The organism is Thainema salinarum CENA647 (assembly GCF_057732415.1).
Window position 1 is genome coordinate 4909597 of the sequence record NZ_JBYJZJ010000022.1, and the last position, 24413, is coordinate 4934009.

23 protein-coding genes and 1 tRNA gene are annotated in these 24413 nt (G+C 49.5%); 13 read left to right on the forward strand and 11 right to left on the reverse strand.

Annotated elements, in window-relative coordinates:
* The first annotated feature begins 14 nt into the window (after nt 1-14).
* Nucleotides 15-347: a P-II family nitrogen regulator gene (locus tag AC286M_RS28290; RefSeq protein ID WP_488207560.1), complete on the forward strand. Its 333-nt coding sequence runs from the start codon at nt 15-17 to the stop codon at nt 345-347.
* A 211-nt stretch (nt 348-558) separates the two neighbouring features.
* Here the strand turns inward: AC286M_RS28290 and AC286M_RS28295 are convergent, their stop codons facing one another.
* The 4 genes from AC286M_RS28295 to AC286M_RS28310 form a co-directional block, all read right to left on the reverse strand.
* Complete coding sequence (locus tag AC286M_RS28295) at nt 559-1806, reverse strand: EAL domain-containing protein (RefSeq protein WP_488207561.1); 1248 nt, start codon at nt 1804-1806, stop codon at nt 559-561.
* Nucleotides 1807-2033: 227 nt separating this feature from the next.
* The gene (gene ftsE / locus AC286M_RS28300; RefSeq protein ID WP_488207562.1) at nt 2034-2861 is read right to left on the reverse strand and encodes a cell division ATP-binding protein FtsE; all 828 of its coding nucleotides are present in this window, start codon (nt 2859-2861) and stop codon (nt 2034-2036) included.
* A gap of 335 nt (nt 2862-3196) precedes the next feature.
* Complete coding sequence (locus AC286M_RS28305; RefSeq protein ID WP_488207563.1) at nt 3197-3736, reverse strand: hypothetical protein; 540 nt, start codon at nt 3734-3736, stop codon at nt 3197-3199.
* Between the two features lie 229 nt (nt 3737-3965).
* Nucleotides 3966-4232, reverse strand: coding sequence for a hypothetical protein (locus AC286M_RS28310; protein ID WP_488207564.1), 267 nt, complete (start codon nt 4230-4232; stop codon nt 3966-3968).
* A gap of 450 nt (nt 4233-4682) precedes the next feature.
* Between AC286M_RS28310 and AC286M_RS28315 the strand changes: the two genes are divergently transcribed.
* The 4 genes from AC286M_RS28315 to AC286M_RS28330 all read left to right on the forward strand — a co-directional run bounded on the left by AC286M_RS28315 (nt 4683) and on the right by AC286M_RS28330 (nt 9156).
* Nucleotides 4683-5339: a hypothetical protein gene (locus AC286M_RS28315; RefSeq protein ID WP_488207565.1), complete on the forward strand. Its 657-nt coding sequence runs from the start codon at nt 4683-4685 to the stop codon at nt 5337-5339.
* A 12-nt stretch (nt 5340-5351) separates the two neighbouring features.
* Complete coding sequence (locus AC286M_RS28320; RefSeq protein WP_488207566.1) at nt 5352-6707, forward strand: bifunctional folylpolyglutamate synthase/dihydrofolate synthase; 1356 nt, start codon at nt 5352-5354, stop codon at nt 6705-6707.
* 296 nt (nt 6708-7003) lie between these two features.
* The gene (locus AC286M_RS28325; protein WP_488207567.1) at nt 7004-8065 is read left to right on the forward strand and encodes a Gfo/Idh/MocA family oxidoreductase; all 1062 of its coding nucleotides are present in this window, start codon (nt 7004-7006) and stop codon (nt 8063-8065) included.
* A gap of 554 nt (nt 8066-8619) precedes the next feature.
* Complete coding sequence (locus AC286M_RS28330) at nt 8620-9156, forward strand: GIY-YIG nuclease family protein (RefSeq protein WP_488207568.1); 537 nt, start codon at nt 8620-8622, stop codon at nt 9154-9156.
* Nucleotides 9157-9183: 27 nt separating this feature from the next.
* Here the strand turns inward: AC286M_RS28330 and AC286M_RS28335 are convergent.
* From AC286M_RS28335 to AC286M_RS28350, 4 genes are all read right to left on the reverse strand, one after another.
* Nucleotides 9184-9254, reverse strand: a tRNA-Gly gene (locus tag AC286M_RS28335).
* Nucleotides 9255-9421: 167 nt separating this feature from the next.
* On the reverse strand, nt 9422-10687 hold the full coding sequence (locus AC286M_RS28340) for an energy transducer TonB (RefSeq protein WP_488207569.1): 1266 nt from the start codon (nt 10685-10687) through the stop codon (nt 9422-9424).
* A 701-nt stretch (nt 10688-11388) separates the two neighbouring features.
* Nucleotides 11389-12756: an IS66 family transposase gene (tnpC, locus tag AC286M_RS28345; RefSeq protein ID WP_488202877.1), complete on the reverse strand. Its 1368-nt coding sequence runs from the start codon at nt 12754-12756 to the stop codon at nt 11389-11391.
* 488 nt (nt 12757-13244) lie between these two features.
* Nucleotides 13245-13991, reverse strand: coding sequence for a DUF4114 domain-containing protein (locus AC286M_RS28350; protein ID WP_488207570.1), 747 nt, complete (start codon nt 13989-13991; stop codon nt 13245-13247).
* Between the two features lie 488 nt (nt 13992-14479).
* Here AC286M_RS28350 and scpB point away from each other — a divergent pair, with 488 nt between their 5' ends.
* The 6 genes from scpB (at nt 14480) to petN (ending at nt 18748) form a co-directional block, all read left to right on the forward strand.
* Nucleotides 14480-15151 carry an SMC-Scp complex subunit ScpB gene (gene scpB / locus AC286M_RS28355; RefSeq protein WP_488207571.1) on the forward strand — a complete coding sequence of 224 codons (672 nt, stop codon included), beginning with the start codon at nt 14480-14482 and terminating at the stop codon, nt 15149-15151.
* A gap of 170 nt (nt 15152-15321) precedes the next feature.
* The gene (locus AC286M_RS28360) at nt 15322-15672 is read left to right on the forward strand and encodes a DUF760 domain-containing protein (RefSeq protein ID WP_488207572.1); all 351 of its coding nucleotides are present in this window, start codon (nt 15322-15324) and stop codon (nt 15670-15672) included.
* A gap of 87 nt (nt 15673-15759) precedes the next feature.
* The gene (locus tag AC286M_RS28365; RefSeq protein WP_488207573.1) at nt 15760-16278 is read left to right on the forward strand and encodes a hypothetical protein; all 519 of its coding nucleotides are present in this window, start codon (nt 15760-15762) and stop codon (nt 16276-16278) included.
* An 81-nt stretch (nt 16279-16359) separates the two neighbouring features.
* Nucleotides 16360-17418: a 1-acyl-sn-glycerol-3-phosphate acyltransferase gene (locus AC286M_RS28370; RefSeq protein ID WP_488207574.1), complete on the forward strand. Its 1059-nt coding sequence runs from the start codon at nt 16360-16362 to the stop codon at nt 17416-17418.
* 277 nt (nt 17419-17695) lie between these two features.
* Nucleotides 17696-18424, forward strand: a complete 729-nt coding sequence (locus tag AC286M_RS28375) for a hypothetical protein (RefSeq protein WP_488207575.1) — start codon at nt 17696-17698, stop codon at nt 18422-18424.
* A gap of 234 nt (nt 18425-18658) precedes the next feature.
* On the forward strand, nt 18659-18748 hold the full coding sequence (petN, locus tag AC286M_RS28380; protein WP_488207576.1) for a cytochrome b6-f complex subunit PetN: 90 nt from the start codon (nt 18659-18661) through the stop codon (nt 18746-18748).
* A gap of 59 nt (nt 18749-18807) precedes the next feature.
* Here petN and AC286M_RS28385 read toward each other — a convergent pair whose 3' ends face one another.
* On the reverse strand, nt 18808-18933 hold the full coding sequence (locus AC286M_RS28385) for a hypothetical protein (RefSeq protein ID WP_488207577.1): 126 nt from the start codon (nt 18931-18933) through the stop codon (nt 18808-18810).
* A 435-nt stretch (nt 18934-19368) separates the two neighbouring features.
* Here AC286M_RS28385 and AC286M_RS28390 point away from each other — a divergent pair, with 435 nt between their 5' ends.
* Complete coding sequence (locus AC286M_RS28390) at nt 19369-19827, forward strand: MgtC/SapB family protein (protein ID WP_488207578.1); 459 nt, start codon at nt 19369-19371, stop codon at nt 19825-19827.
* 75 nt (nt 19828-19902) lie between these two features.
* Here AC286M_RS28390 and AC286M_RS28395 read toward each other — a convergent pair whose 3' ends face one another.
* Nucleotides 19903-20331, reverse strand: coding sequence for a DUF6335 family protein (locus AC286M_RS28395; protein WP_488207579.1), 429 nt, complete (start codon nt 20329-20331; stop codon nt 19903-19905).
* 92 nt (nt 20332-20423) lie between these two features.
* On the reverse strand, nt 20424-22694 hold the full coding sequence (locus AC286M_RS28400; RefSeq protein ID WP_488207580.1) for an APC family permease: 2271 nt from the start codon (nt 22692-22694) through the stop codon (nt 20424-20426).
* Nucleotides 22695-23217: 523 nt separating this feature from the next.
* On the opposite strand from AC286M_RS28400, the gene AC286M_RS28405 reads away from it, so the two are divergent.
* The gene (locus AC286M_RS28405; RefSeq protein ID WP_488207581.1) at nt 23218-24342 is read left to right on the forward strand and encodes a glycosyltransferase family 4 protein; all 1125 of its coding nucleotides are present in this window, start codon (nt 23218-23220) and stop codon (nt 24340-24342) included.
* Nucleotides 24343-24413 lie beyond the last annotated feature (71 nt).

The following is a 24413-nucleotide window of genomic DNA, read 5'->3' on the forward strand; positions in this document are numbered from 1 at the left end:
GAGAGGTCAACACTATGGCCAAGCCAGCCAAAAAGCTCGTTATCGTCACGGAAAAGATGCTGCTGAAAAAGATTGCCAAAATCATCGACGAAGCCGGGGCGACTGGTTATACGGTCGTGGAAGCTGGTGGTAAAGGCAGCCGCAACGTGCGCTCGTCAGGACAACCCAGCGTTTCCGACACCCAGGCAAATATAAAGATTGAGGTGCTCACCGAAGATCGGGATATGGCTCTGCAAATTTCGGATCGGCTCGCAGCGGAGTTTTTCGGCGATTATTCGGGCATTACCTATATCTGTGACACGGAAGTACTGTACGCGCACCAGTTCTGTGGGCCAGATGGCTGTTGAATTGAGACAGCATCGATCTAAAAAGCCGGGGCATGACCCCGGCTTTTTAGTGTTAAGTAGGTACGGGCTGAAACCTGCATCTGTGTAACTGAATGTAAACAAAAGGCAAACCGATTGATGGCTATAGCCTTCGAGTTGTTTGCAAATCTCAATATGGCGTAGTTTTTCTACCCCAACCTACTTAGTAGAGCTATAAAACGTAGAAAAGATGTCACAGCGGTCGTTGCAAAGACAGCGGTTGTTCCATCTGTTGCAGATACGGCTTAAGCAGTTCATGGGGCAAAGCTTTTGAAAAGAGATAGCCTTGACCATACGTGCAGTTCAATTGAGTCAGCCACTGTTGCTGAGCTTCGGTTTCAACGCCTTCGGCAACAACCGTCATATTTAATGTATGAGCGAGCTGAATAATCACCTGACAGAGTCCCTGACTTCGCGTGTTGTCGCACAGGTCTTGCACAAAGGTTTTGTCGATTTTGAGCGTATTAAACTGATAAAGCTTCAAATATTCCAGACTGGAGTACCCCGTGCCAAAATCATCAAGTGCGATCGCAAATCCATCCGCCTGGCACTCCTCAATCCAGGCAATAGCTTCGTCACTATCGACCAGGCTGCGTTCTAGAATCTCCAGCTTGATTTGCTTAGGCTGTAGCTGATATCGATCCACCACTTTCCGCAAAAAGGGAATAAAGTTGGGGTCTTGAATCTGCTGACTCGCAATATTGAAACTGATAAACAGGGGATAGGATACACAGCGCTGCAAGTCCTGCAGCACCCGGCACCCTTCTGCAATCACCCATTCCCCAAGCGGCAAAATCAGCGACGTGACTTCAGCCAGCGGCATAAACCGATCGGGCCGCACAAATCCACGAGTCGGGCTCTGCCAGCGAATCAAGGCTTCAAATCCGCTCACCTGCCCTGTTGCCAGTTGCACAATCGGTTGATAATGCAGTTGAAACTGCTGCTGCTCAATCGCCGATCGCAGTTCACATTCCAAGCGAATCAAATCAACAGCGGCTAGCAGCCGAGCTTCTATCGTCTCAACGACCGGATCTGCCACATTGGGAATAACGGCATCAGCGGTCAGCGAGCCCTGCGTCATGCGGCGAGTTGCTTCCGAGCGGAAATAGCGAGTCACGCTCAGCAACAGCATTTGTAAAACCGGATCAGCCGACAGCAACCGTCGTTCAACCTGCTCCGGCGTGATGACAGTCAGCAAACAATCTGTACGTGCGATCGCAGTTGCCGAACGGGGACGACCATCAATCAGCGCTAATTCACCAAATAAAACGCCCGTTTCGAGTCGGTTCAACGTGTGCTTTTTGCCATGAATATTGGCAATAATGTCGATCTCACCCTCTTCCAAAATATAAGCAAAATCACCCTGTTCCCCTTCTTGAAACAAGGTATCACCAGATAAGAGATGAATTCGCTGTAGAGAGTGAGTAAAAAGATGAGCCACGACAAAACCGAAGCTAGACAATCGAAACCCGTCGCGTTGCCTGAACTAACCACCCGCATATACAGGAGATTCCTACACACTAATCTAGCTCTAGACCAATCCAAAATGATTTGTCTATTTGCTCATCATTTCTTGATGAATGAACTAAAAATCAGGAAATACTTGTTACTGCCTAGTAATAAAAGATACTTCTTTGTTTAAGTGCGTTCAGGTGCGCTGACCATGGCTTAGCGCCGCACTTGTAACAAATGGCCGTGTCGTAACTGCATTACAGGCTGATTCGATAAGCGCACCAAATGTTCATCATGGGTTGTCACAATCACCGTGATACCGATTGAATTGAGCTTCTTGAGAATTTTCATAATCTGCCAAGAATTATCGGGATCTAAATTCCCGGTTGGCTCATCCGCTAGCAGTAAAGGTGGCGTTCCAACCACCGCTCTGGCGATACTAACCCGCTGCTGTTCGCCTCCCGATAGCTCATCTGGGAAACATTTAGCCTTATGATACAAACCCACCATTTTTAACGTTGGCTCTAAGCGGCGCTGAATTTCTTTGCGCGTAAATCCCTGTGCCCACAGTACAAACGCGACGTTTTCCATTACCGTGCGGCGCGGAATTAGTTTGTAATCTTGAAACACAATCCCAATCCGACGACGTAATTGAGCCAGTTGATGCCCCCGCAGATTTTTCAGATCGTAATTCTGTACTTTAATTTCGCCGCTGGTGGCTCGCTCTTGACCATACATCAGCTTGAGTAGCGTCGATTTGCCCGAACCGGATGGCCCAGTGATAAACAAGAAATCTCCTTGTCGAACCTGTAAGTTGATGTTTTCTAACGCTTGGGTCTGATTGCGATAGGTTTTGCTCACCTGATCAAACTGGACAATGAAGCCCTTCTGGTGCGATCGCGAATTAGCCTGCGTTGAATTAGTGGGTGTTGAATGTGTCTGAGAGGAAGATGGTTGAGCTGGAGTGGAGGCATCAACCTGCTGCGGTTCCGCAGTGGGCGCAGCAGCAGAAACTTGGGGCGACCGACGAGTGGTGGAAGTCATAGAGCAAACCTTTCACTGACCGTTTCAGGACCTTTCACAGAGCCACATTGTACTGTCAGACCCATTCATTAAAACGTTCTGTTAGCTTGTTTTACAGTTTTGTTGGATCTTGCCGTGTTGCACATAGCGCTGTGCGCTTAGAAGCAGACAACTGTTTTTTGAGAAGCCGGGCGGAGCGCAGCTTCTCAAAAAACAGTTGTCTTAACCTGATAACGTAAAGCTACAATGCTGTATTTCCTAATCAAGAAGGGTCATGTTAGTGCGACATGCAGCAACATAACCCTTTCAGGCGTTTAGCAACCAATCAACAATTGAGCGAAATATTGAGCGAGAATTTAGCGTTGCGATCGCAGAAATTGACCTGCAACGGAGAGCGCATCGCCCATATCCACATCGCCATCCCGATCGGAGTCTAAGAAGGCATTTAGCACTGAATTTGAGCCACCAGTTCCTCGGGCACTGGGCTGTTTGGCTGAACCAGACTGCAAGAACTGGAGCACGATCGGAATCAACATCGGCAGCAAAGACTGAATGGTTTGAGCATTTAAGCCGGTAGCCCGTGCGGAATCTTCTACCGTCCGCTGCTCTTGTTCAGGATTAAAGATCGATGGGACTGCTGATGGATTGGCTCCAGTGCCGCTGTATTGATTCACCAAATCTTCTACTTGACTGGCCCCCTGAGTGGTGCGCTTTTCCTGTAAGGCCGAACGCACATGCTTGCCCACCACTGAAAGCAAGGTCTGAGACGTTGCAGCATCCATGCCTTGTCCATTCATCACCTGCTGCACTGTGTCCAAGATGCCACTCAACTGGCCTGGGTTTGCTTGTTGATTTGGATTATTTAAAGCACTAACGACTTGATCAAAAAGACCCATATTCTTCTCCTTTTGCATCTATTGTTATGAATCAGGCTTAAACTGCCATGCTTGGTCTAAACGTGATTTGCCAAAATGCAATCAGCTTTCATCCAAGTTTCACTGCGTGCTCTGAACTAGTGCGCCAATAGAATTAAAACTGATATGAAGCTTTAGTGTATGGATATCTAGACTGATGATGCTAACTCCTGTGGGCAGAGATGTTCATGAAGATAGCGTAGTCAGCACATCAAGATTCAGCTTCAAAGGTATCCTTCGCTTCTTCTTGCAGCAGTTTGTCTTTGGAATCATCCCAATAAGCGCTATAAGTCCATACTTCTTGGCTGCCCTTGGGTTCAACCTTCCAGCGGTAAATCGCAACATTGGGATCAACACCCACCTCAACCAATTTTGCCCGCATGTAGTATTCCATCTGAGTTTTAGTGCGCTGCTTAAAAAACTCAGACTGGTTAGCACTGACGGTTTTAGGTAGATGGGCTTGAGTCGGTTTAGTCATAACGAGTCCTACATCGAAAGATACAAAAGATACAAGAGTCCAGACCGCAAGCGCCCCAAACGATCATGGCGTCTGTCATAATCATGATCTGAACAAATGCTCTCATGTAAAGTTGTGTTTCATACAGTTTGCACATTGCCAAACTAGCATCCGGTATCGGTATTTCGTCGCTGCAATCAGGCAGCCGAATAAGTTCCTGAGTTTTGTGCAAGACGTGAGCCAACACCATGATTTTATTTGTCAGTATCGGGAACGATTGCAGCCGGGATGGATTCTTGTTGTACAGAGTTACAGCATAGAACACGGCTCCAAACTGGGGTACGAGGAATGAAAAGGGAACGCATGGCCAGGTTGGTATCACTGGGTTTAACAATTAGTTTGGTAAGCTTAACAGCTTGTGATGGTTGGATACAGGATCGAAATTCGGGAGATTCAGCCACTGATTCAGCATTGCCAACATCACCGACCGAATCGGATTCAAGTACAGATACTGGAGAGGATAATTCGGAGGAGCCATCCTCTAGTGATGCAGGTGATGGCTCAGAAAATTCAGACAATAATTCAGGCGATAATTCAGCTCCACAGCGACCTGAGTTTTCATCGGAGCAAATTGAGATTGAGGGGCAGCCAACTGAACTGACGCTGAAGCTGTTTACCGAGCCAGAATTGCCCTACTCGACCTATGTGCCCATTGATGAATTTGTCACGGATATTCAAGAAACCGACCAAGTCACGGTTGTCACACACTATGCCAATTTTGGCGGTACGCTCAATGAAAATGCCTATATTCGCATGGTCTTACCTAAACGTCCTACAACTGTAGAAGCACTGCAGGAACAGATTCTGGGAGAGGAAGGCTTGCTGGCGAGCCAAAGCTGGCAGATCACCGATCGCACAGATGTCGTGGTGTGGCCTTGGGCGCGAGAATATATTCACTATCTGAGCAGTGACGCAGATGAAAATAGTGCTGGGGAAATCTTGATTGGGGAGCACGAAGGACAGGGCTTTTACATCTTGAGCCACTATCCGATTGAATATACGGAAGGGTTTGAGCCGCGCGCGATGGTCCTGATTAACGAGTTGCAGTTTAAGAATAGTCAAGGATAGCAATCTACTACTATGACTAGTCCGCTGTCTGATTCGGCTCAGTCGGTTCCGTTAACGCCTGCCGAAATACTTCAGCAGTATGGCCGCTTTGGAGTTCACCTGGGCTTAGAGCGGATTGAACGGCTTTTGGCCGATTTGGGCAATCCGCACCACCAGGTGCCGATTGTGCATGTGGCGGGAACCAATGGAAAAGGTTCCGTTTGTGCCTACTTGTCATCGGTCTTAACTCAAGCGGGCTATCGCGTTGGTCGCTACACATCGCCGCATTTGATCAACTGGAATGAGCGTATTTGTCTGAATGAACAGCCAATTTTAACCGACCAGTTGCGATCGCATCTCCTCCAAGTTGAAGCCGCTATTGATCCAGACCAACCGACGCCGACGCAGTTCGAGGTCTTTACAGCCGCCGCTTGGCTCTACTTTGCCGAGATGCAGGTGGATATTGCGGTGATCGAAGTGGGACTGGGGGGACGACTGGACGCGACCAACGTTTGCGATCGCCCTTTGGTCAGCGTGATCACCTCGCTCAGCCGTGAACACTGGCAGCGACTGGGGCCAACCCTGGCGGACATTGCGCGGGAAAAAGCCGGAATTTTGAAATCGAGCCGTCCAGCCGTGATTGGCCCGTTACCGGATGAAGCCAAGCAGGTGGTGGAACGGCGGTTGGCTGAGCTGAATTGCCCAAACGTTTGGATCGAGCCTGCTGAGGAAATTGAGCCAGGACTGCTGCAATATGTACCCGATCGAGCTAAAACCCATCACATATCGTTAGCCTCCTGCCCACCCGTCCAGTATTCGCTGTCGCTCCTGGGTGAACATCAGCGCACCAATTCTGCGATCTCAGTTGCGGCTCTACAACTGCTGCAGCTACAGGGATGGCAAATTCCAACTCACGCCATTGAACAGGGCATGGCCCAAGCTCACTGGCCAGGACGACTCCAGATTGCCCACTGGCGCAACCAGCCAATTTTGGTAGACGGTGCCCACAATCCCGCCGCTGCCAAGGTTTTGGGACAGTATGTGAAGTGCGATCGCAAGCGCCATGCCGCCCGGTCGGTAACCTGGGTTGTCGGAATTTTAGACACCAAAGATCACGCAGACATGCTCAAAGAGTGGCTGCAATCCGGTGATCGGCTGTACCTGGTTCCCGTACCTGATCACCAGTCGGCTGATCCCGCACATCTGGCAGAACTGGCTAACTCAATTTGTCCTACCTTGGCCTGTTGCCAAACCTATGCGGATTTACAATCTGCCTTGGACGCCGCAATTGAAACTCCTAATGCCGATCAACATCTAACGGTACTGTGTGGCTCTCTGTACTTGGTGGGATATTTTTTGGGCTTAAGCCCAGCGAACTCAGCCCAGTAGACGGCTGTTGAAGTGCCACACGAACGAGTTCGACAAGCAGATCGTCCTTCACAATACTCAATAGATCGGGGTGGATAGGCTGGCGGGCTAAGTGCGATCGCGCTCAAATCCAAATCAGCTTACTCATAAGCCTGAGTAACAACCTGTTCAGCTCAGGTCGAAGATTCTTTGAGATTCTTTATATATCTAACTGTTGTGATACTATCTGGTTGGATTTGCCGTCCAGTATAAGTATATTTCACTACTTACTGTCCCTACCGAATTAGTCATCACAAGACGCAACTAGGAGTGCAAGTATGTCTGCCTCAGAGACTCAGACCTATCGCAATTCACCAGAACCCATCCGCATTGGCGTGATTGGGGTGGGCAATATGGGCCAGCACCATACTCGCGTCTTGAGTTTGCTCAAAGATGTTGAACTGATTGGGGTTTCGGATATCAACGTCGAACGGGGCTTGGATACGGCTAGCAAATACCGAGTTCGCTTCTTTGAGGATTACCACGATCTGCTGGAGCATGTCGATGCGGTGTGTATTGCGGTTCCGACTCGTTTGCATCACTCCGTCGGCATGACCTGTCTGCAAGCGGGCAAGCATGTTTTGATTGAGAAGCCCATTGCCGCCAGCATTGCCGAGGCCGAATCGCTAGTCAATCTCGCGGCTGAGTCTCAGTGCATCCTCCAAGTCGGTCACATTGAGCGCTTTAACCCCGCCTTTCAGGAACTCAGCAAAGTGCTAAAGACCGAGGAGCTGCTGGCCCTAGAAGCACACCGCATGAGTCCCTACTCTCAGCGAGCTAATGATGTCTCGGTTGTGCTGGATTTGATGATTCACGATATTGACCTGCTGCTGGAATTGGCAGGCAGTCCTGTTGTGCGGCTCACGGCCAGCGGCAGTCGGGCCTCAGATTCTGGCTATTTAGACTACGTGACAGCCACGTTGGGTTTTGCCAACGGCATCGTCGCGACGCTAACCGCCAGCAAAGTCACCCACCGCAAAATTCGCAGCATTGCCGCCCACTGCAAAAATTCACTGACGGAAGCAGATTTTCTCAACAACGAAATTTTGATCAATCGGCAAACAACAGCCAATTATCGGACAGACTACGGCCAAGTCCTCTATCGCCAAGACGGCCTGATCGAAAAGGTCTACACCAGCAATATTGAACCCCTTCACGCCGAACTAGAGCACTTTGTGAACTGTGTACGCGGCGGCGTTCAGCCCTCCGTTGGTGGTGAGCAGGCTCTGAAAGCACTGCGGCTAGCTAGCTTAATTGAAGAAATGGCGCTGGATGGTCAAGTCTGGAATCAGCCCAATCAATCGATTGAGACACCGCAGTCAGTGGTCGTTAATCTCTAGCAAGCATCAAAATTCCTAAAGGCACTACTATCAGCGTATTATAGCGGTTCTAGATAAGAACGAGAGAGGAGAGTGCCTCATCCTGAGGCACTCTCCTCTCTCGTTTTCTCACTCCTAACTGGAATCACTATATGACTCTAAATAATCTGTGCAGACTGCAAGCCAAAAATCACTAAGCGGATTAAATTCGCGACAATAAACGTTAGCAGCAGCAAACTAATCACGATGCTCAGGGTCTTTTTCAACGATTCCAGCATGAGTTGCAGTCCTTTTCGCGATTCAAACTATCGGTATTGCATAATATTGCTTACTGTAACATCACTCACAACCTGTCCCCCAAAGCAGAAGGCGCATTTTTTGCCGTTCGGCAGTAGCAAAAGTAGTGGCGGTTGTGTTTCATACCAGAGCTTTCATGTAGAAGTGGCGTCACAATTCAGTTTGTGAACTAATGCATCTGTTTGTAGCTACGCCCTGACAGAGCTTACGGTTCTCGGTAGGCTGATGAGGTAATTGTGTTAACCCTATTGCTCTCAACCGGCTCTGTTTCGACTTCTATGACTTCTCCAACGACTATTCCAGTGCTGAGCGAACTCGAATTTATTCCTTATCTACAAGATGGCCAGATTCCGACTGACTTTGATCGCAAAGTGGGAGTTTATGCCATCTTTGATGAGGCAAAAACGCTCCGGTATATCGGCTATTCCCGCAATGTCTATCTCAGCCTAAAGCAGCATCTTGTGCGCCAGCCTGATGCTTGCTACTGGATTAAGGTGTGCTGCATTGAACGCCCTAGCCGCACAGCACTCGAAGAAATTCAATCGGCTTGGATAGAGGAAAATGGTGAACTACCGGATGGCAATGATGCGATCGCACATTTGTGGAATCAGCCTATTGATGCCAAACAAACGCTTACCGCAACTGACAAAGCCCAATTTGAACAGCTCGACGACCTGGGAAAAATCAAGTTCCTTAAGCAAACAGCCCGTCGCGTAGAAGCCAAAGTTTTGGAAAAGCTTCAGACTAGAGGAGTCAAAATGGATCTTCGCTTCAACCCCAAGCTCAAAGAGGACGGGTTACTTGATTTGAAATAAACCGATATTTTTTAAGTGGGCTTAAAAAGCGGGCGGCGGGAATCGAACCCGCATCATCAGCTTGGAAGGCTGAGGTTTTACCACTAAACTACGCCCGCAAGGCGTTTGACTTAAGCTAGATTAGCACAGTTTACTCTAAACAAGGTAATTCATCCGAAATAATATTCATCTCAAGGCAGCGTATAGGAACCCGATTTATTGTGTGAAACCCTTGCTCAGCAAGTTTTTCCACATAGCCTGTCCTGCGATGTTAAGTGCAACTGAGCTAAGTGCGACTGAGCGTTACTTCAATCCTCAAATTATCAGATGGTACAGGTTGACCGGCCATTGTAGCAGGTGCGAACTGCCAGTGCTGTTCTACGAGGCAAAGGGCAAACTGATCATAATCTGCATTACCAGTGCCTTGCTGGGTACCAGAAATAATTTCGGCTTGGCCAGAAATATCAACAACTACCTGGGCAGAAACAGATCGTCCCATCACTTGCCAAGCTGCCGGATCGCTTAGGGTGCAAGAAGACTCAACATCACTTAACAGAAAGGTGTTTTGAGATTGAATAGGCGCGGCATAGGTATCGAGAATATCTCGCGATGTATCGGTAATTGGCGTGGGAGTGCTGCTAATGCTAGCGACCACTTCACTAGGCGCAGCTTCAGGTTGTACGGGGATTGAATTTAAGGGCAGTTCTGGCGCAGTGTTGAAACCTTGGGACGTGTCGTAGGTCGTTGGGACATCTGGTAGGCGCTCAGGCTGAGATGGCGCAGGATCTGGCGCGGGTTGAATCGGCGTTGAGGGCGTGGGAATTGATGGTGAGAGGGAGGGTAATGGAGATGCTGATGGACTCGGCTCATCCAGCCCGCTGGTGTCTTCGCTCGTTAAATCTTCGTCCGGCGACACTGCCTCTGGAGTTGATACGGGTAAGGATGTGGCTGGTGGTGTTGTCGGTGGCAGGGGGGATGCGGCAGGGGAGGGCGTCGGCGTCGGAGAAATAGGCGCTGTAGGGGCTGCCGGAACAGGTTGCCCTTGGCTGGGTAAAGGACTGTTGGGGTTGAGTTCAGAATCGGGTTCAGGTGCTTTGGGAAAGGGTGACAGGACAGGCGGTGGCGCAGGAGCCGTAATCGGACGCTCTTGTATTTGTGTCGGACTTGGTTTGGCGATCGCAGATGGAGTTGGAGTTGGCTTGGCAGGTTGCTCCGGCAGAATAACTGTTTGAGGTGTGGTTGTAGACGGAACGGATTTCGCGATCGCAACTTTTTCGTCCCCAGTTTCTGCTGCTGGTGCTGCTTGGCTGGATGCAGTTGATGAATCCGCTGGCAACGAAGCGGCATCTATCAGCTGAATAGCGGCAATATCCGACTCAGATTGGGGAACAGGTGCGATCGCAGTCTGTATCATCCAAGGGCGCAGCACAACGATTAGCGCAAGATGAGCCAAAACCGATCCAGACGCCAGCCACAGCCAGAGATAAGGATGCTCTTGGTGATGTCGCCGCGAACACCTAAACAATTCAATTTGGGCCGGGGAAGACAGCATGAGGCCTACAAATAATCTGCACTAGTTCGTCTTGATTCTAGTGTTTGAGGAAGATGAACCGTCAACACGCCACTAGATGTTAACAAAACCTAGATCGTAGTTCCCGGTAAAATTGTTCCGCTCATTGTGCCAGTAACATCGCAGCCGGAAGGTTAGTCAGGATCTTGGCTATTTTGCACCTCGTGGCGCGAGATGCAAAATAGCCACCACTCAAACCATCTCGTTTGCAGCAATAATTTGCGATCGCACCATATCACTGGCAAAGTATCAGAGCTCATCATGCCATCGAACAATTGGTGGCTTCATGCAAGCGAGCGAAGCGTCTTGCTACTTCTGTCCTACTTCTGTCCTAAACCAAATCCAGGTTGAAAAGTAGAGTTTTCCCTGAGGGAAAACTCTACTTTTCAACCCTGTTGGGGTTTATTACTTTCATGAAAATAGTTTCAGAGGCTGATGCGTGAAACATAGCACTGATGGAATGCAGGTGCAATGAAGGGAAAGAGAGCCGTTTCTTTGAGTAACGTTGGATCCTGCAACATCGGGTATTGGCAGCTCTAGAAAGGGAGCCACATATCGCAGGTATCTTACACTCTTACACGAGAACTCGACTCAGAATTCTGCGATCGCGCAATGTCCCTTAAGCACTCTTTTCTTGCTTAGGGTAGTTGGATTGAGGAAAGATGACGTACCATTGTAATTGCTCAACCCAGTAGCCAATCGGACTGCTGAGAGGTAAGGGCACGAGAAATGGCATCAAAGGCAGACATGCCCTGACGTTGTGCAGTATTGATCAGAGATCGCACCTGAGCGAACAACTCGGCTCCCCAGTCGGATCGAAATCCGTTAGTCACCTTGCGAAAGACCACACTCCAGCGCAACGCTTGCTCACTCGCATTATTGGTCGGCGGGATGGTCTCATCGGTCAAAAACAGCAACAGATGAGAACGAATCTTTCGATAACGTTTGAGCAACCGCTGCCCCTCAAGCGATTGAGGGTTGAGATTCAAAATCTCCCGCAGTGAACCGCGAAATCGAGCGCCATACTGCTCGACGGTCGAGGCCGCCAGAGTGTGTCGTCGTCGTTGCAGAGCAATGGCTTTGAGCAACAGCCGTTTCATCCGAGGAGCAAATAGGTCATCGCCAGCATCGATGGCATACTGACAATCACGCAGTTGATGGGCCAAACACACTTGCCACTCGTTTGCCGGATGGGCTGTCTGAGCACTGAACAAATCCGAGACCCACACCTGAGGCCGATGACCGTCCATCACCTCGTCAATGACAGCTTTTCCTCGGCTCGGACGAATCACATGCAAACAGACCTGCTCGTTTTGAAACACCCACTCCCACTGGTTGACTCCATTTACCCGTGCCCCCGTCTCATCACTGCCGACTAGACGAGCACTGCGTAAGCGCTCCACAATCTGGGCCACCGGGGATTGAAGTTGAGCCTGCACTCGTTTCAGTAGATTGGCAATGGCTCCTTCCGACAAGCTCAGACCCCAGAGGTCGCTCATCAACTGGCTCAGCCGCTGATAGCTGATGGCATGACGGTAGCGCAGATAGGTGACTAGACTTGCCACACTCGTGCCAAAGGGAGAACCGGGTTCCAACCCAACTGGAACGGGAGCCTCATACGTCTTTTGACAACACGGACACACCCCGCCATAGCGTTCCACCCGCGTGATGTCAGGGGTGAGCTGAGGCAATTCAATCCGCTCGTAAATCCCGCTCAAGCGCTGCGCCGAACGGTCAACCTCAGCTCCACAGTGGGGACAGCTCTTGGCTTGTGCCACCACCACTTGATTGGGCTGTTGACTTAATTCTCGCCCACCGTCACGGTGGCTTCCCGTTTCTTCCGATGGACTAGCCATGGGTTCACAGCGGCTCTGATTGGGTTTGAAGCCCTTGGAGGGAGGCAAACTCGAATTGCGCGACGTTTTCTTTACCCGCTTTTGCTTCAGTTGTTCGACTTCTGCTCGCAACCGTTGCAGCTCCTGCCACAGCCCTTGAATCAGGGCATCTTTTTCGGCGGGGCTTAATCCATCGAGTGGGGGCAGTTCTGTCATGGCAAAAGCTTATCATCTTCTCTCAAAGCCGTGCTTGGGTCAACCGAGTTGAGCAATTACGTACCATTTACCCGTTTTAGGATCACGATGGGTCGTGAACGGGTTAGGGCGGAGGGGTTTTTGGCAGGGCTTAGGCATCATGAAACTTTTACAGCAATGACGTGGCGTGGGTATTTCTTATTGTTTCGAATCTTAGGCGAAATAACCGTGATGAGTTTTGGGATCAGTTGTGATCTCCATCAAGTTCGGAAGTAATTGAAATCACAGGATGCGATATAAACAATTGCCTGCGAACCTGTAATACAAACGTACGGTGCTAACGATAAAAGGCCAGCGCTATTAAAGAAACGCTGGCCTTAGCTTGGTATTAATTTGAGAGGTTTGATCCTAAATTTGCTGGAGCACTTTATAGAAAATATGCTCTAAGAAATATGCCTAATCTAGGAGGGCTTAGCTACCCAACTATGGCTGCAAATTAAAGTTTAGACTTACGCGTCCTGATCGGCTTGACGCTTACGGCGAGCTAGCAAGGTACCGACAACACCCAGTCCAACCAGTGAAGCTGTGCTGGCCGGTTCGGGTACATCAGCAGTGGATGTATCAACCAAACCACGAACAGCGATGACAACATCGTTGTAGTCGCGATCGCCACCGCCTGTGATGTCCTCATAAGCCAGAACGAGCAGGTCGCCAGCTTGATAAGTCGTTAGGTGTACCAGTTTGTCGATATTGTCTTCTGCGATCGCACCGAAGAGATCGCCTTGAGGATTGCGCAAGAAGAAGTCCAGCCGAGTATTGCCGTCAAAATCGCCCAGCACGTGGCGCTCACCCAGGGAGAGAGGCCCACCATTGGCGAGGATGCTGTACTCGGAAGAGGCATCTTCCCAGATGGTTTGCAGATCGTTGCGGCCTTCGGTGGAGTAGTAGAACTTGTTGTGATAGCCAGCGCCCTCGTTGATGAAGAAGACTTCAACGTCTTTAACGCCAGCTTGCCAGGTCAACTTAGAGGTATCGAGTTGTACGAGCTGACCGTTGTTCAGCGCTTGTCCTTCGCCATTGATTCCGTCGTTGATTAAGTTCCAGGTTTCGTAGCTCAAACCGCTCTTGCTGCCGAGCTGGCTGTAGTACTGAGTTGAGCTTAAGCTAGCAGCCTCAGCAGCACCAATTGACAAACCCATTGTTGCTATCGTTGCAGCGCCAGTAAAAACAGCGGCGCAAATGGAACTCCGTTTCATAATTCTTTTCCTAGTTAATAGGTGAATGAACAGCCCGTTTGTTGACTAAACAAACAGCCAAGGGAAAATATCTCTACATCTAGGATTGGCAATATGAGCAGGAAAACCAAACAGTGAAAGCTCTGAATTTGGTTATTGTTGATACTTTAAGTTAGGTTCTATATCCGTAATCACCGTGTGAAGATCTGGCTGTTAAAGCGTTTTGCAGCCTAAGCATATTCAACGATACGGCAAATATAAAATCTAGTCTGGAAAGAATTTGAGTGAGTTCGCTCAGCTACTGACCCGTTACTTAGTTAACTACTTGTAACGTATAGCGATCAAACTTAGCTCGAACTTAGATAACTGTCACTGCCCCGGTGCAATCGCAGTTACACTCGGTACGCTGCTTCTGATTTTTGATTCAAATTGCTCTTCCAAATTATCCGTTGAGGCATGGAACAAGAAAGGGCTGATCTATACTTTAGAACGGCCAATTTCTGTGAGTTATGGAAGATTACGATTCAGAACCCGTCCGCACTCAAGCCGCGTCTCGTTCATCGGAGCCATCAGCCGAGGATGCTGATATACAGGATGAGCAGGTTCAGCCAGCTTGGGAAGCGGATGAAGATGAACTAGAAGATGAGCAGGAGCTTGCACATGTTCCCCGAATTGCCCCTCAACTGACAGATGTGCCGCCATCGCTGACCAACATCGTCGAAGCGATTCTGTATCTCAAAGGGCGGCCACTGACGATTGCCAGGATTGCAGAGTATGCTCAGTGCGATCGCGATGATATAGAAGAGGCGCTGATTGAACTGATGACCGACTACGCCCACCGCGACAGCGCATTAGAAATTGTCGAAACCTCAGAGGGCTACGCGCTACAGCTACGAGAAGCGTTTCAGTATCTGGTTCATTATCTAATTCCGCTGGATCTGGGCGTGGGGGCGCTGCGGACGCTAGCTGCGATCGCACTGCGGGGGCCGCTCAGCCAAACGGATTTGGTAGACCTGAGAGGTTCAGGGGCGTATCAGCACGTTCATGAGCTGGTCAGTCTTGGTTTTGTGCAGAAGCGGCGACTGTCCAAGCAGCGCACTTATTCGCTCCAGGTGACGGACAAGTTTCACCAGTATTTCGAAATCGAAAAGCTGCCACAGCCCTACGGTACGTCTTCCTGATCTTTTGGGGAATCTTAAACATTAGTGCCAAAATCTGGCTCAGCCTTTAGATGACGGGAAAATTCCGACCTTCAGTACAAGTTAGGGTTAAATATGACTTGTTACAATATGAATCAAAGGCGACATGCCACAATGGGTAAAATGTACAGTAAGCAGGTTTAAGAATCTTTATGGTCTTTCGCCCTGACAATTCAGATTTTTTCAATAGTGACGAGCACGACGACGATCAGGGAAATCCGCTGCTAAAGTATCTGCAAAATCAACCGCCCGAAGTGCTGACTCGGGTTGCTCAATCTGTCAGTCCAGATATTAAGCAGATTGTGTCTCAAAATGTTCAAGGCTTAGTGGGCATGTTGCCGTCAGAGGCATTCAACGTTCATGTCACTACCGATCGCGATAATTTGGCTGGCCTCTTGGCCTCAGCCATGATGACGGGCTACTTCCTGCGCCGCATGGAGCAGCGCATGGAACTGGAAGGTCACATTTTTGATTCTATTCCGTCTCAGGACAGCGACGATTAGCGTCTGAGCGGTTGGTTATGAATTCCTTGGGCAGACGGGCACACTAGGAACAGATATTATTCTGTTCCTGCACACCGTTTTGTCACCATGAGAATCGTTGAGCAATCGTCTTCTCAGCTCAAAGTTGTGCATCGCCCAGTGCTAATTTGGGGGCTTTGCGCTCTGATGATAGCTCTGAGCTTTTTTCCGGATGGTGAAACGCAGTCGGAAAAATTGTTATTCAGCGGATTCTTATTCATCGGCTCGTTGATTGCACTGTACGCTACAGGTGGCATCGAGATTACGACCTTTGATAGACAGCGAGGGCAGGTCACGAAACAGACGCTGCGGCTGATTGGTCGTCAAACTGTTCAATTTCCCCTCCGAGAGATTTCGGGTGTGCTGGTTCGGCAACAGCGGAATCGCCGTAACGGCATTTACACCTACCGATTAGAGTTAGAGCGTTTCAACCATCAAACAATCCGTCTTTCTCTGTATGGTGTTTATTCACGAGCATCTGTAAGTGCGATCGCACATGCCATTTGCCAGTTTTTGCAGTTACCGACGTATCAATTTATCGAGTCCCGGCATCACTCGGTCTTTTCTTGGCTAACGGGCTACAAGTAACGTTGCCAACAACGTTGCCAACAACGTTCCCAACATTGTGCGCCACACTAGAGAGGAACGCGACTTAAAATTGCCCCGTCTATGACTAGTCAGATCGCATCTCAGCCTTCTCAGCAGACTGGTTCCTATCCCTTCGGCTGGTTTGATCGATTTTGCCTCTGGTATCCACCCGCTTGGCTGATTTTCTTTAATCGCCACTGGCAGCACTATCATGACGATCCAGATGGCTGGCGCTGGTTTGAATACGCGCTGTTTCTGATTCCACTGGGGTTTTACGTGGCGGTTCTGATTCGCTGGCTGCGGTTGGGCTGTCGGTTGCCAAAGTTACAGGTCAAACCAGAATTTGATCCGGTTTACCAAACCGCCTTTCGGGATGAAGTGCTGGCTCCCATCGTGCAGCGCTACTTTCAAGCCGAGCTGCATCAGGTCAAAAATTTACCTGCTCAAGGGCCGCTAATTATCGCCATGAATCACGCAGGTATGTGCTTTCCCTGGGATTTTATGAGCTTGGCCTATTTGCTGGGGCGCGAGCAAAACTGGGCGCTGCATCCCTTGGCGGGAGTGTCCCTATTTGAACATCCGTGGGTGATCTGGTGGTTGCCGCCTAGTTGGTCGCAGGTGTTGGGCGGTATTCGAGCCGAAGCGGATGATTTTGAAGCTGCGATCGCAGATCGGATGATTTTGCTCTACGCGCCGGAGGGACTGCGGGGGCCACAAAAAGGCTGGCGACAGCGCTATCAACTGCAAACGTTTCACCCCAGCTTTGTTGAACTGAGCCAGCGCTACGATATTCCTATTTTGCCGATTACCTGCGTGGGTAATGAAACGTTACATCCAGTTGCGTATAACCTTAAGTCCGTACAGCGACTGCTGAATATGCCGTTTTTGCCCATTTCGCCTCTGATGCCCCTGTTTCTGCTCTTTCCGTCGATGGGCGTTTGGGCCGCGAAAAGTCGGTTGCAATATTTTGTCCAGTCAGTACAATGCTGCTCAACGGATGCTGCACCTCAAGCTGCTGATCCAGATGTGAAAGTTGCCCAATCGCTGATGCGGCGGGCTGCCTATCAACAGGCGCAACATCTGCGATCGCAACTGCAAACAGAAATTAATCGGCTTTTAAACAAACCTGCAAATATCTGAGGTAGAATTTGGCGTCCGCTTTACTGGCTCTTCGTAGTTGTAGGTTGGGTTGAGCAATGCGAAACCCAACAGGTAGAGGTTTGTTGAATCTTCCGAATTTGCAATTAACTTACAAAATAAACAAACCACCTATTGATGTTGGGTTTCCTTCGTCAACCCAACCTACAGGATCAACTACAGGATCAACGAGCCAACTCGTACATCTGTGCCCAAATTAAGTTCAATCTCTGTTTATTCATAGTACAATTGAACTTAATTTATTGAGGGCGGAATCTCAATGGATACCTACCAAATGTCTCAAGTTATCCAACTCATGCTGAATTCTGCCCTGATGATTGTGGCCTGCGCCTTGTTGTGGCTGGGGCTGGTCTACACCCGTCCGAGTCATCTAGCCCGAATTCGGCAAACGTATCACCGCTATCGACAAGCGCTCCAGCAGCCGCATATACCGCGATTCTACGTGGGTCGGCTGAAGTATGAACTGCGGTTTGCCAAACGGATTTACTGGGGAGTAAAAGCGGGGCGCTTCTGTTTTTCCAGCGCGATTCTGTTGTTTAGCGGCAGTATTGTTATTCTGGCGCTGTCAGCTTTAACCGCTCAGGCTTGGATGGTGAAGCCCTCGCTCACGCTGTTTTTGTTTGGTACTGGGCTATTGGTGAGCGGCATTTTGATGGGTGCGATCGCAAACAGCCTGCCGCTGTTACTAGCTGCCCAACAGCGTAAGCGCCAAGAGCTAGCCTCACAAATGATGCTGTATCAGTATCAGCCTGCTCATGTCTATCAGCCGCTAGTGCCGCCCCATAAATCTCTTTTACTAGCCGTTGAGCGAAATCGCATTCAGATGCCGCAGCGACGCAGCTCGTCTGTTCCAGTTACCCGTTCCAAACCCGTTACTCAGCATCTGCTTCCCCCCTCCCAAGCACTAAAGACCGCTTTCCAACGTGATTATTATCCCCATGTTCAGCGGATTCACGCCATGCGCCCAATGCCAAAAGACAAAGTATAATTTCGCGCTTGGCGTATTGCTAATCAATTACCGCTTTACGGTTAGAGCAAAATGCATAGCTGTAGCAAGCTAAGTTGGGACACAGACATGTGGTGGCGACGTTGCGCCACCACAATGTCCTAGCGAATATGGCTATCGCTATAAATGACAAGTTAGAACAAATTGGGGCACGCGTCCTTTATCATAAGGGTTGTATTCATCCTGAATTGCAACTCGTATAGAACCCGTATAAATATGGACATTTTGACTCTTGGCTGGATTTCACTGTTGGTAATGTTCACCTTTTCCATCTCTCTCGTTGTCTGGGCACGAAATGGCTTTTAGTTTCGATTAGCAATATGGGCTTTGAAACAACTGCGTACAGTGTTCTCGTTGTGATAGCGCTAGGACTGCTCGTAACCGTCACGGGCGGGGCCGCTTATCTGACGGCTGCCGAATGGCGCGATCGCCGTCGTCAAGAACGCGATCGCAAAGGCAAATAGCGTTTCATACAGCTTTAACTTTGCCAAACGAAAACCCGAGGTGGGTATTTTGCTACTGTCCGGCGGCAGCAAAATATCTGCCTCGGGTTTAGTGCTATAGGGAAGCTTTCAAAGTATTCTTATGTGACTATTTGGGTGAAAGCTATCTTATTTCTCAAAATTGGAGCTACTCACATCTTGCATCTTGCACTTTGAGAACCCGAAGAAGTTATTTTGCCGCCGCGATGCAGCGGCAAAATAACCCTTCTGGTTTTTGGTGCAAGACGTGAGGGCTACACATTATTCTCAGCGCTGAAAGGTGAGGAGTAACGAGTATAGAGTATAGAGAGGGCTATAAAGGCTGCAAAGACTAAGTATCTAATCCCCTGCCTCAGTACCTAAAACCTAAAATCCAGTACTCAGCACTCAATCTTCGGCACTGACTAGATATGTCGCCCTACTGATCGAACTGGTATTGATCCGTTGAACAATCTTGATTTAATAAACCCGGTTGGTCTTTGGCATTTGATTGGTCGTCTGGTCATGGCATTAGCTGTTGGTGCGCTATTGGGCTATAACCGAGAATCCCATGATAAACCGGCTGGTCTAAGAACCTATATGTTAGTTAGTCTGGGCACTGCGTTTTTTGTCCTTGTCCCCATTCAACTGGGGATTGCACAAAATAATCCAGGTGATTTTGTGCGGGTAATTCAAGGATTAGTAGCCGGAGTGGGATTCATTGGCGGCGGCATCATTTGGTATAACGAGCACAAAGATAAACCTTCAGTGCGAGGCGTGACCACTGCAGCGGGAATTTGGGTTTCTTCTGCACTTGGGCTGGCCGCTGGTTGCGGACTTTCACGCATGGTACTCGTCGGTACACTACTTGCTTGGTTTACCCTCAGCGTGTTGAGAACGCTGGAGCACAAGTTCATCAGATAAGTTAAAGCACCCAAATACTAAAAGCGGGTTGGCAATGCTAACCCGCTTTTAGTATTTAGATTCTTATCAATTGTTTCAATGGTCAGCAGCAGAGTCAGGATCGAGTTGCCAGCGGTTTTGGTCGCGGCGCTCTAGGTCATCGCGGGTTTGGATCGGTTTGCGATCGCGGACTTCAATCCCAGCTGCTTCAGCCAGTGCTTCGGTGCTGTCTTGATCCGGTGTAGGTGTCGTGCCGCCAACAGCTTCCTCACCGACGACTTGAGCCTGATAGGCATTTGCATCAATATCGCCAGCAGTTGGAACGCTACCTGTCGCTCTGGTTTTGGTCGTGCGATTCACTCGCTCACCCGCGCCAATGTTGCGATCGCTCAGTTCAGACCGAGAAACAGGACGATCACTATCTGCAACCTCTATTTCTTGATCAAGAAGTTCATCTTGAGCTGTGTGAGTAGAATCATCTAAACGATTAGGCTGATTGACCATAAATACCTTAGGTGAATACATGCTTGCTTTCACCTTACGGATTAGTGACGCATGACTCATCAACAGCAAGACGGAAAGTGTGCAGTTCCCCCTACGCCCAAAGACAGGCACGTTTATCCATCTTTTTGCAAGATTTCAGAGAAGGCAACGTTTTGTCCAGCTAGCACCAATACGGTTGTTGGTAGATCGGCTGTGCGCTGCTGAACTTGCTGATAGTAATGGCAATAGTTTTCTGACTGCCCTAGGTCATCCTGCGGCGTCGCCATTCCCAAGAACACGAGGTCAGCATTCTGCGAGGATTCTTGGAGAATTTCATCGAACGTGCGGCCTTCTGCCACAAGAACTTTCGAGGTGGCCTCGACCCGCAGGCTTTTTGCCATTGATTCGAGGTTGGTTTCCGCTGCCTCTGCGGCCATTGAGTTCGGTGCGACCAGCTTGAGCTGAATCTCGGCTCCGCGCCATTTCCAACTGGTGCGCAACAGGTCAGCCAAAATGACCATCAGTCCGCCGTTGTGCTGCAAACCGCCCCACCACACGTCAATCCGCCGATTGCGACCCGGCTTGTCATTATCCAAGGGCGCGTCAGGGTTTTCGCGAAAGATCACCACGTTGCGCTGGGCACGGTGGAAACTGGTGATCATCTGGCAATAGCGATCGCGACTGGCTTCGTTTTCGGTATCGCCCAGCAGAATAGTGTTAGGCACCAGCGGGCCAAAACCGTAGGTTTCTACCAGTTGCTCTGCACCCTTAAAGGGTTCGGGGGCGGTAATTAGTCGTACGAGTGCTTGAATGCCGCGTCGGTTGAGATAATCGCGAATCGTTGATTCCAGCTTGGCCTGCTGCGAAACATTGCGGGAACCGCTGGGTAAAACGCTGGAAACGGTCACTAAACCGCGATTATGAGTCAGAAAATCAGCCAGTTGAATCAAGTGCCAGCGCTTGGTCGGCGCACCGGATAAAACCAGAATATTGGGCCGCCAGTTACGTGGATCAGGAGAATTATCGAGCTGTAAAATGCCCGCCCGCACCAGCGTCATCCACAAACCCCGACGCACATCGCCCCAGGTGCTTTCCAGTTCTCGTCGCTCCAGCCAGATGTAGATCCCCAGGACAATCACTGCCGCAATCACGGTTGCCACTGGATTAATCAAAAACATGACGGCAACGCAACCGATTGCCCCTAGCAGTGACAAGGCCCAGTGGACTTTGAACGCGGGTCGGAAGGAGGGGCTTTGGAGAAAGCTTTCTACGCCTGCTGTCACGTTCAACACCAGGTAGGTGGTGAGAAAGAACATGGTCAGAACGGGCGCAATTAGGTTCAAGTCACCAATTGTCACCACGGCCAGCGCAATACCGAGCGTGAAGAACGTCCCCAGTCGGGGTTCATCACCAGGGCCGTGTCCCTGTCCCAGCCAGCGCAGCGGTCTGGGCAGAATGCCGTCCCGCGCTAGAGCCTGCAAAACCCTCGGTGCTCCTAGGATTGAACCGATAGCGCTAGATAGAGTTGCGCCCCATACGCCAAGCAGAATCGCGTCACCCCAGAGCGCCATTTCTCGCATAATCAGCGGGTTTTCAATTAGCGTAATCGCATCCGCTCGACTAGCCAGGATGATGGGCAGCACCATATAAATGATGTAGCCTGTACCAACTGCCGCCAAGGTGCCCCAAGGGAGTGACTTGGTGGGATCTTTCAAATCCCCAGACATGTTGACACCCGCCATAATGCCCGTCACGGCGGGGAAAAAGACGGCGAACACTTTCCAAAACCCTTCTGATCGGGCTGGAGCTGCACCAAAAGGTTCAATCGTCGAAGGCTCAATCGCATGGCCAAAGATCAGCGATAGCAACGAGATTACGATCGCAGCCATGATGAAATATTGGGCCTTAATCGCAATATTGGCCGACTGAATTGCCAGCGCCGCGACTAACACCGTGGTAATCAGCGCCACAACCGTTAGGTTCAGAACCGGAAACGTTTCCTTCAGGCTTTCGGCAAAACCGAGCGTGTAGAGTGCCACGGAAAATGCCTGAGCTAGATACAGCGGAATGCCGACTGCGCCTCCGGTTTCGATACCCAGAGAGCGGCTAATCATGTAATAAGCTCCTCCGGCTCGCACCACCTGATCAGTTGCGATCGCAGATACGGAGAGAGCGGTCAAAAAAGTAATCGCTGTTGACAGCGTGACGATCGCTAAAGTGCCGAACAACCCCACATTGCCTACAACCCAGCCAAAGCGCAGGTACATAATCACGCCCAGGATGGTCAAGATAGAAGGGGTATATACTCCACCAAAGGTGCCCAGCTTTGAGCTATTTTCGGTCGAACCCGATTCTCCTGAGTTGGCAGCAGGCCGTATCAGTTGCTTGAAGGAAAACTTTGGCATTTTACAATTATTAGAAGGCGGAACAGCTTGATTCGCACATCACACATCCAAATTTGGTTGAAAACCATAGCGATGTTTGCGAATGGTTTGCATTACAGACCATTCGTAAATAATCATGGGGTTCTTACACACCAATTGGGTATAACATGCAATTCAGCACAAAAATCCTAGAATCGTTTTTGTAAAAGTACGGGCTGTATGCTGGTGCGTTCACGAAAACGAAAACTGGTTCTGATTAATTTTGATTAATAGATTCAATGTTATCCAGCTAGAGCATAAAGCGAAATCATCATAAATGCCAAAGTACAGGCCGCAAGTTCAAATGAATTTGCCTTTCTTCATTTATATGGGTGAATTTCAGATGCAACACTGATGAAGCACATTGCGGGGAAACCACCTCTGTCCTTGTATCTCGTTCGGCAAAATTTGGCTATTATCCCCTAGAGGGATATCTAACGGATATTCCGTCGCGTTTTATGAGCTTTATGATTTGATGGCAGTCGTCCTGGAATCTTGAACACCTGTGAAAGTCGCGGTTGTGCATGAATGGTTAGTGACTCATGCTGGGTCGGAGAAAGTCGTGGAGCAAATCCTGACGCTGTTTCCCGATGCTGACCTGTTCAGCTTAGTGGATTTTCTAGATCCAGATCAGCGTGGCTTTATTCAGCACAAACCAGTCACAACCTCGTTTATTCAGCACTTACCATTTGCCCGACGGCACTTTCGTCAGTATTTGCTTTTAATGCCGTTTGCGGTTGAGCAGTTTGATCTATCTGACTATGACCTGATTATTTCCAGCAGCCACGCTGTAGCGAAAGGCGTGATTACCCGACCCGATCAGCTGCACATCAGCTATATTCATACTCCCATGCGCTATGCCTGGGAATTTCAGCATCAGTATCTCCAGCAGTCTAAACTCGGCTGGGGATTGAAGGGGATGATCGCTCGCTTAACATTGCACTATCTGCGGCTGTGGGATTTAGCCAGTGCGAATCGAGCCGATGTGCTAGTGGCGAATTCTCATTACATTGCCCGCCGCATTCAGAAAACTTACCGGCGTTCAGCAAGCGTAATCTACCCACCCGTGAACGTGCAGCGATTTCGAGCCGATGAGCCTCGCGAAGATTTTTATTTAGCGATCGCACGATTTGTGCCCTATAAACGGGTTGATTTAATTATTGAAGCCTTTGCCCAATTGGGATATCCCCTCGTCGTAATTGGTGATGGGACAGATTGCGATCGCATGCGTCGCCTCGCTACGCCTAACATCACGCTACTGGGTCATCAAGCCGATGCAGTGGTGACCGACTATCTCCAGCGCTGTAAAGCCTTGATCTTTGCAGCAGAGGAAGACTTTGGTATCACTCCCGTTGAGGCCCAAGCCGCAGGCGCTCCAGTGATTGCCTATGGCAGAGGTGGCGCAGTCGAAACAGTCATTCCTGACAAAACAGGACTTTTCTTTCCCGCACAGACTGTAAAGAGCCTAATTATTGCTGTAAAAGAATTTGAGGCGCTTCCAAACTTGCTGCCTGCTGCTGCTATTAAACAGCAGGCCGAACGGTTTTCTGACGATCAATTTCGCAGTAACTTTTTGCAACTTGTCCAGCAAACTTGGTCGGAATTCGCCGTTCAAAGCCGTAAAGAGTAGACGTAGTGAGCAGAGTCCTGTAACCTCTCAGGAGGAGAAATATTGCAGTCTATCTTTGCTTTTTCGTCGTC

Coding starts and splice junctions, on each gene's coding strand:
- AC286M_RS28365 (WP_488207573.1), top strand. CDS start 15,760: ATGAGAATCGTTGAGCAATCGTCTTCTCAGCTCAAAGTTGTGCATCGC.
- ftsE (WP_488207562.1), bottom strand. CDS start 2,861: ATGACTTCCACCACTCGTCGGTCGCCCCAAGTTTCTGCTGCTGCGCCC.
- AC286M_RS28325 (WP_488207567.1), top strand. CDS start 7,004: ATGTCTGCCTCAGAGACTCAGACCTATCGCAATTCACCAGAACCCATC.
- tnpC (WP_488202877.1), bottom strand. CDS start 12,756: ATGACAGAACTGCCCCCACTCGATGGATTAAGCCCCGCCGAAAAAGAT.
- AC286M_RS28350 (WP_488207570.1), bottom strand. CDS start 13,991: ATGAAACGGAGTTCCATTTGCGCCGCTGTTTTTACTGGCGCTGCAACG.
- petN (WP_488207576.1), top strand. CDS start 18,659: ATGGACATTTTGACTCTTGGCTGGATTTCACTGTTGGTAATGTTCACC.
- AC286M_RS28370 (WP_488207574.1), top strand. CDS start 16,360: ATGACTAGTCAGATCGCATCTCAGCCTTCTCAGCAGACTGGTTCCTAT.
- AC286M_RS28360 (WP_488207572.1), top strand. CDS start 15,322: ATGGTCTTTCGCCCTGACAATTCAGATTTTTTCAATAGTGACGAGCAC.
- AC286M_RS28305 (WP_488207563.1), bottom strand. CDS start 3,736: ATGGGTCTTTTTGATCAAGTCGTTAGTGCTTTAAATAATCCAAATCAA.
- AC286M_RS28395 (WP_488207579.1), bottom strand. CDS start 20,331: ATGTATTCACCTAAGGTATTTATGGTCAATCAGCCTAATCGTTTAGAT.
- AC286M_RS28330 (WP_488207568.1), top strand. CDS start 8,620: ATGACTTCTCCAACGACTATTCCAGTGCTGAGCGAACTCGAATTTATT.
- AC286M_RS28340 (WP_488207569.1), bottom strand. CDS start 10,687: ATGCTGTCTTCCCCGGCCCAAATTGAATTGTTTAGGTGTTCGCGGCGA.
- AC286M_RS28290 (WP_488207560.1), top strand. CDS start 15: ATGGCCAAGCCAGCCAAAAAGCTCGTTATCGTCACGGAAAAGATGCTG.
- AC286M_RS28310 (WP_488207564.1), bottom strand. CDS start 4,232: ATGACTAAACCGACTCAAGCCCATCTACCTAAAACCGTCAGTGCTAAC.
- AC286M_RS28375 (WP_488207575.1), top strand. CDS start 17,696: ATGGATACCTACCAAATGTCTCAAGTTATCCAACTCATGCTGAATTCT.
- AC286M_RS28320 (WP_488207566.1), top strand. CDS start 5,352: ATGACTAGTCCGCTGTCTGATTCGGCTCAGTCGGTTCCGTTAACGCCT.
- scpB (WP_488207571.1), top strand. CDS start 14,480: ATGGAAGATTACGATTCAGAACCCGTCCGCACTCAAGCCGCGTCTCGT.
- AC286M_RS28400 (WP_488207580.1), bottom strand. CDS start 22,694: ATGCCAAAGTTTTCCTTCAAGCAACTGATACGGCCTGCTGCCAACTCA.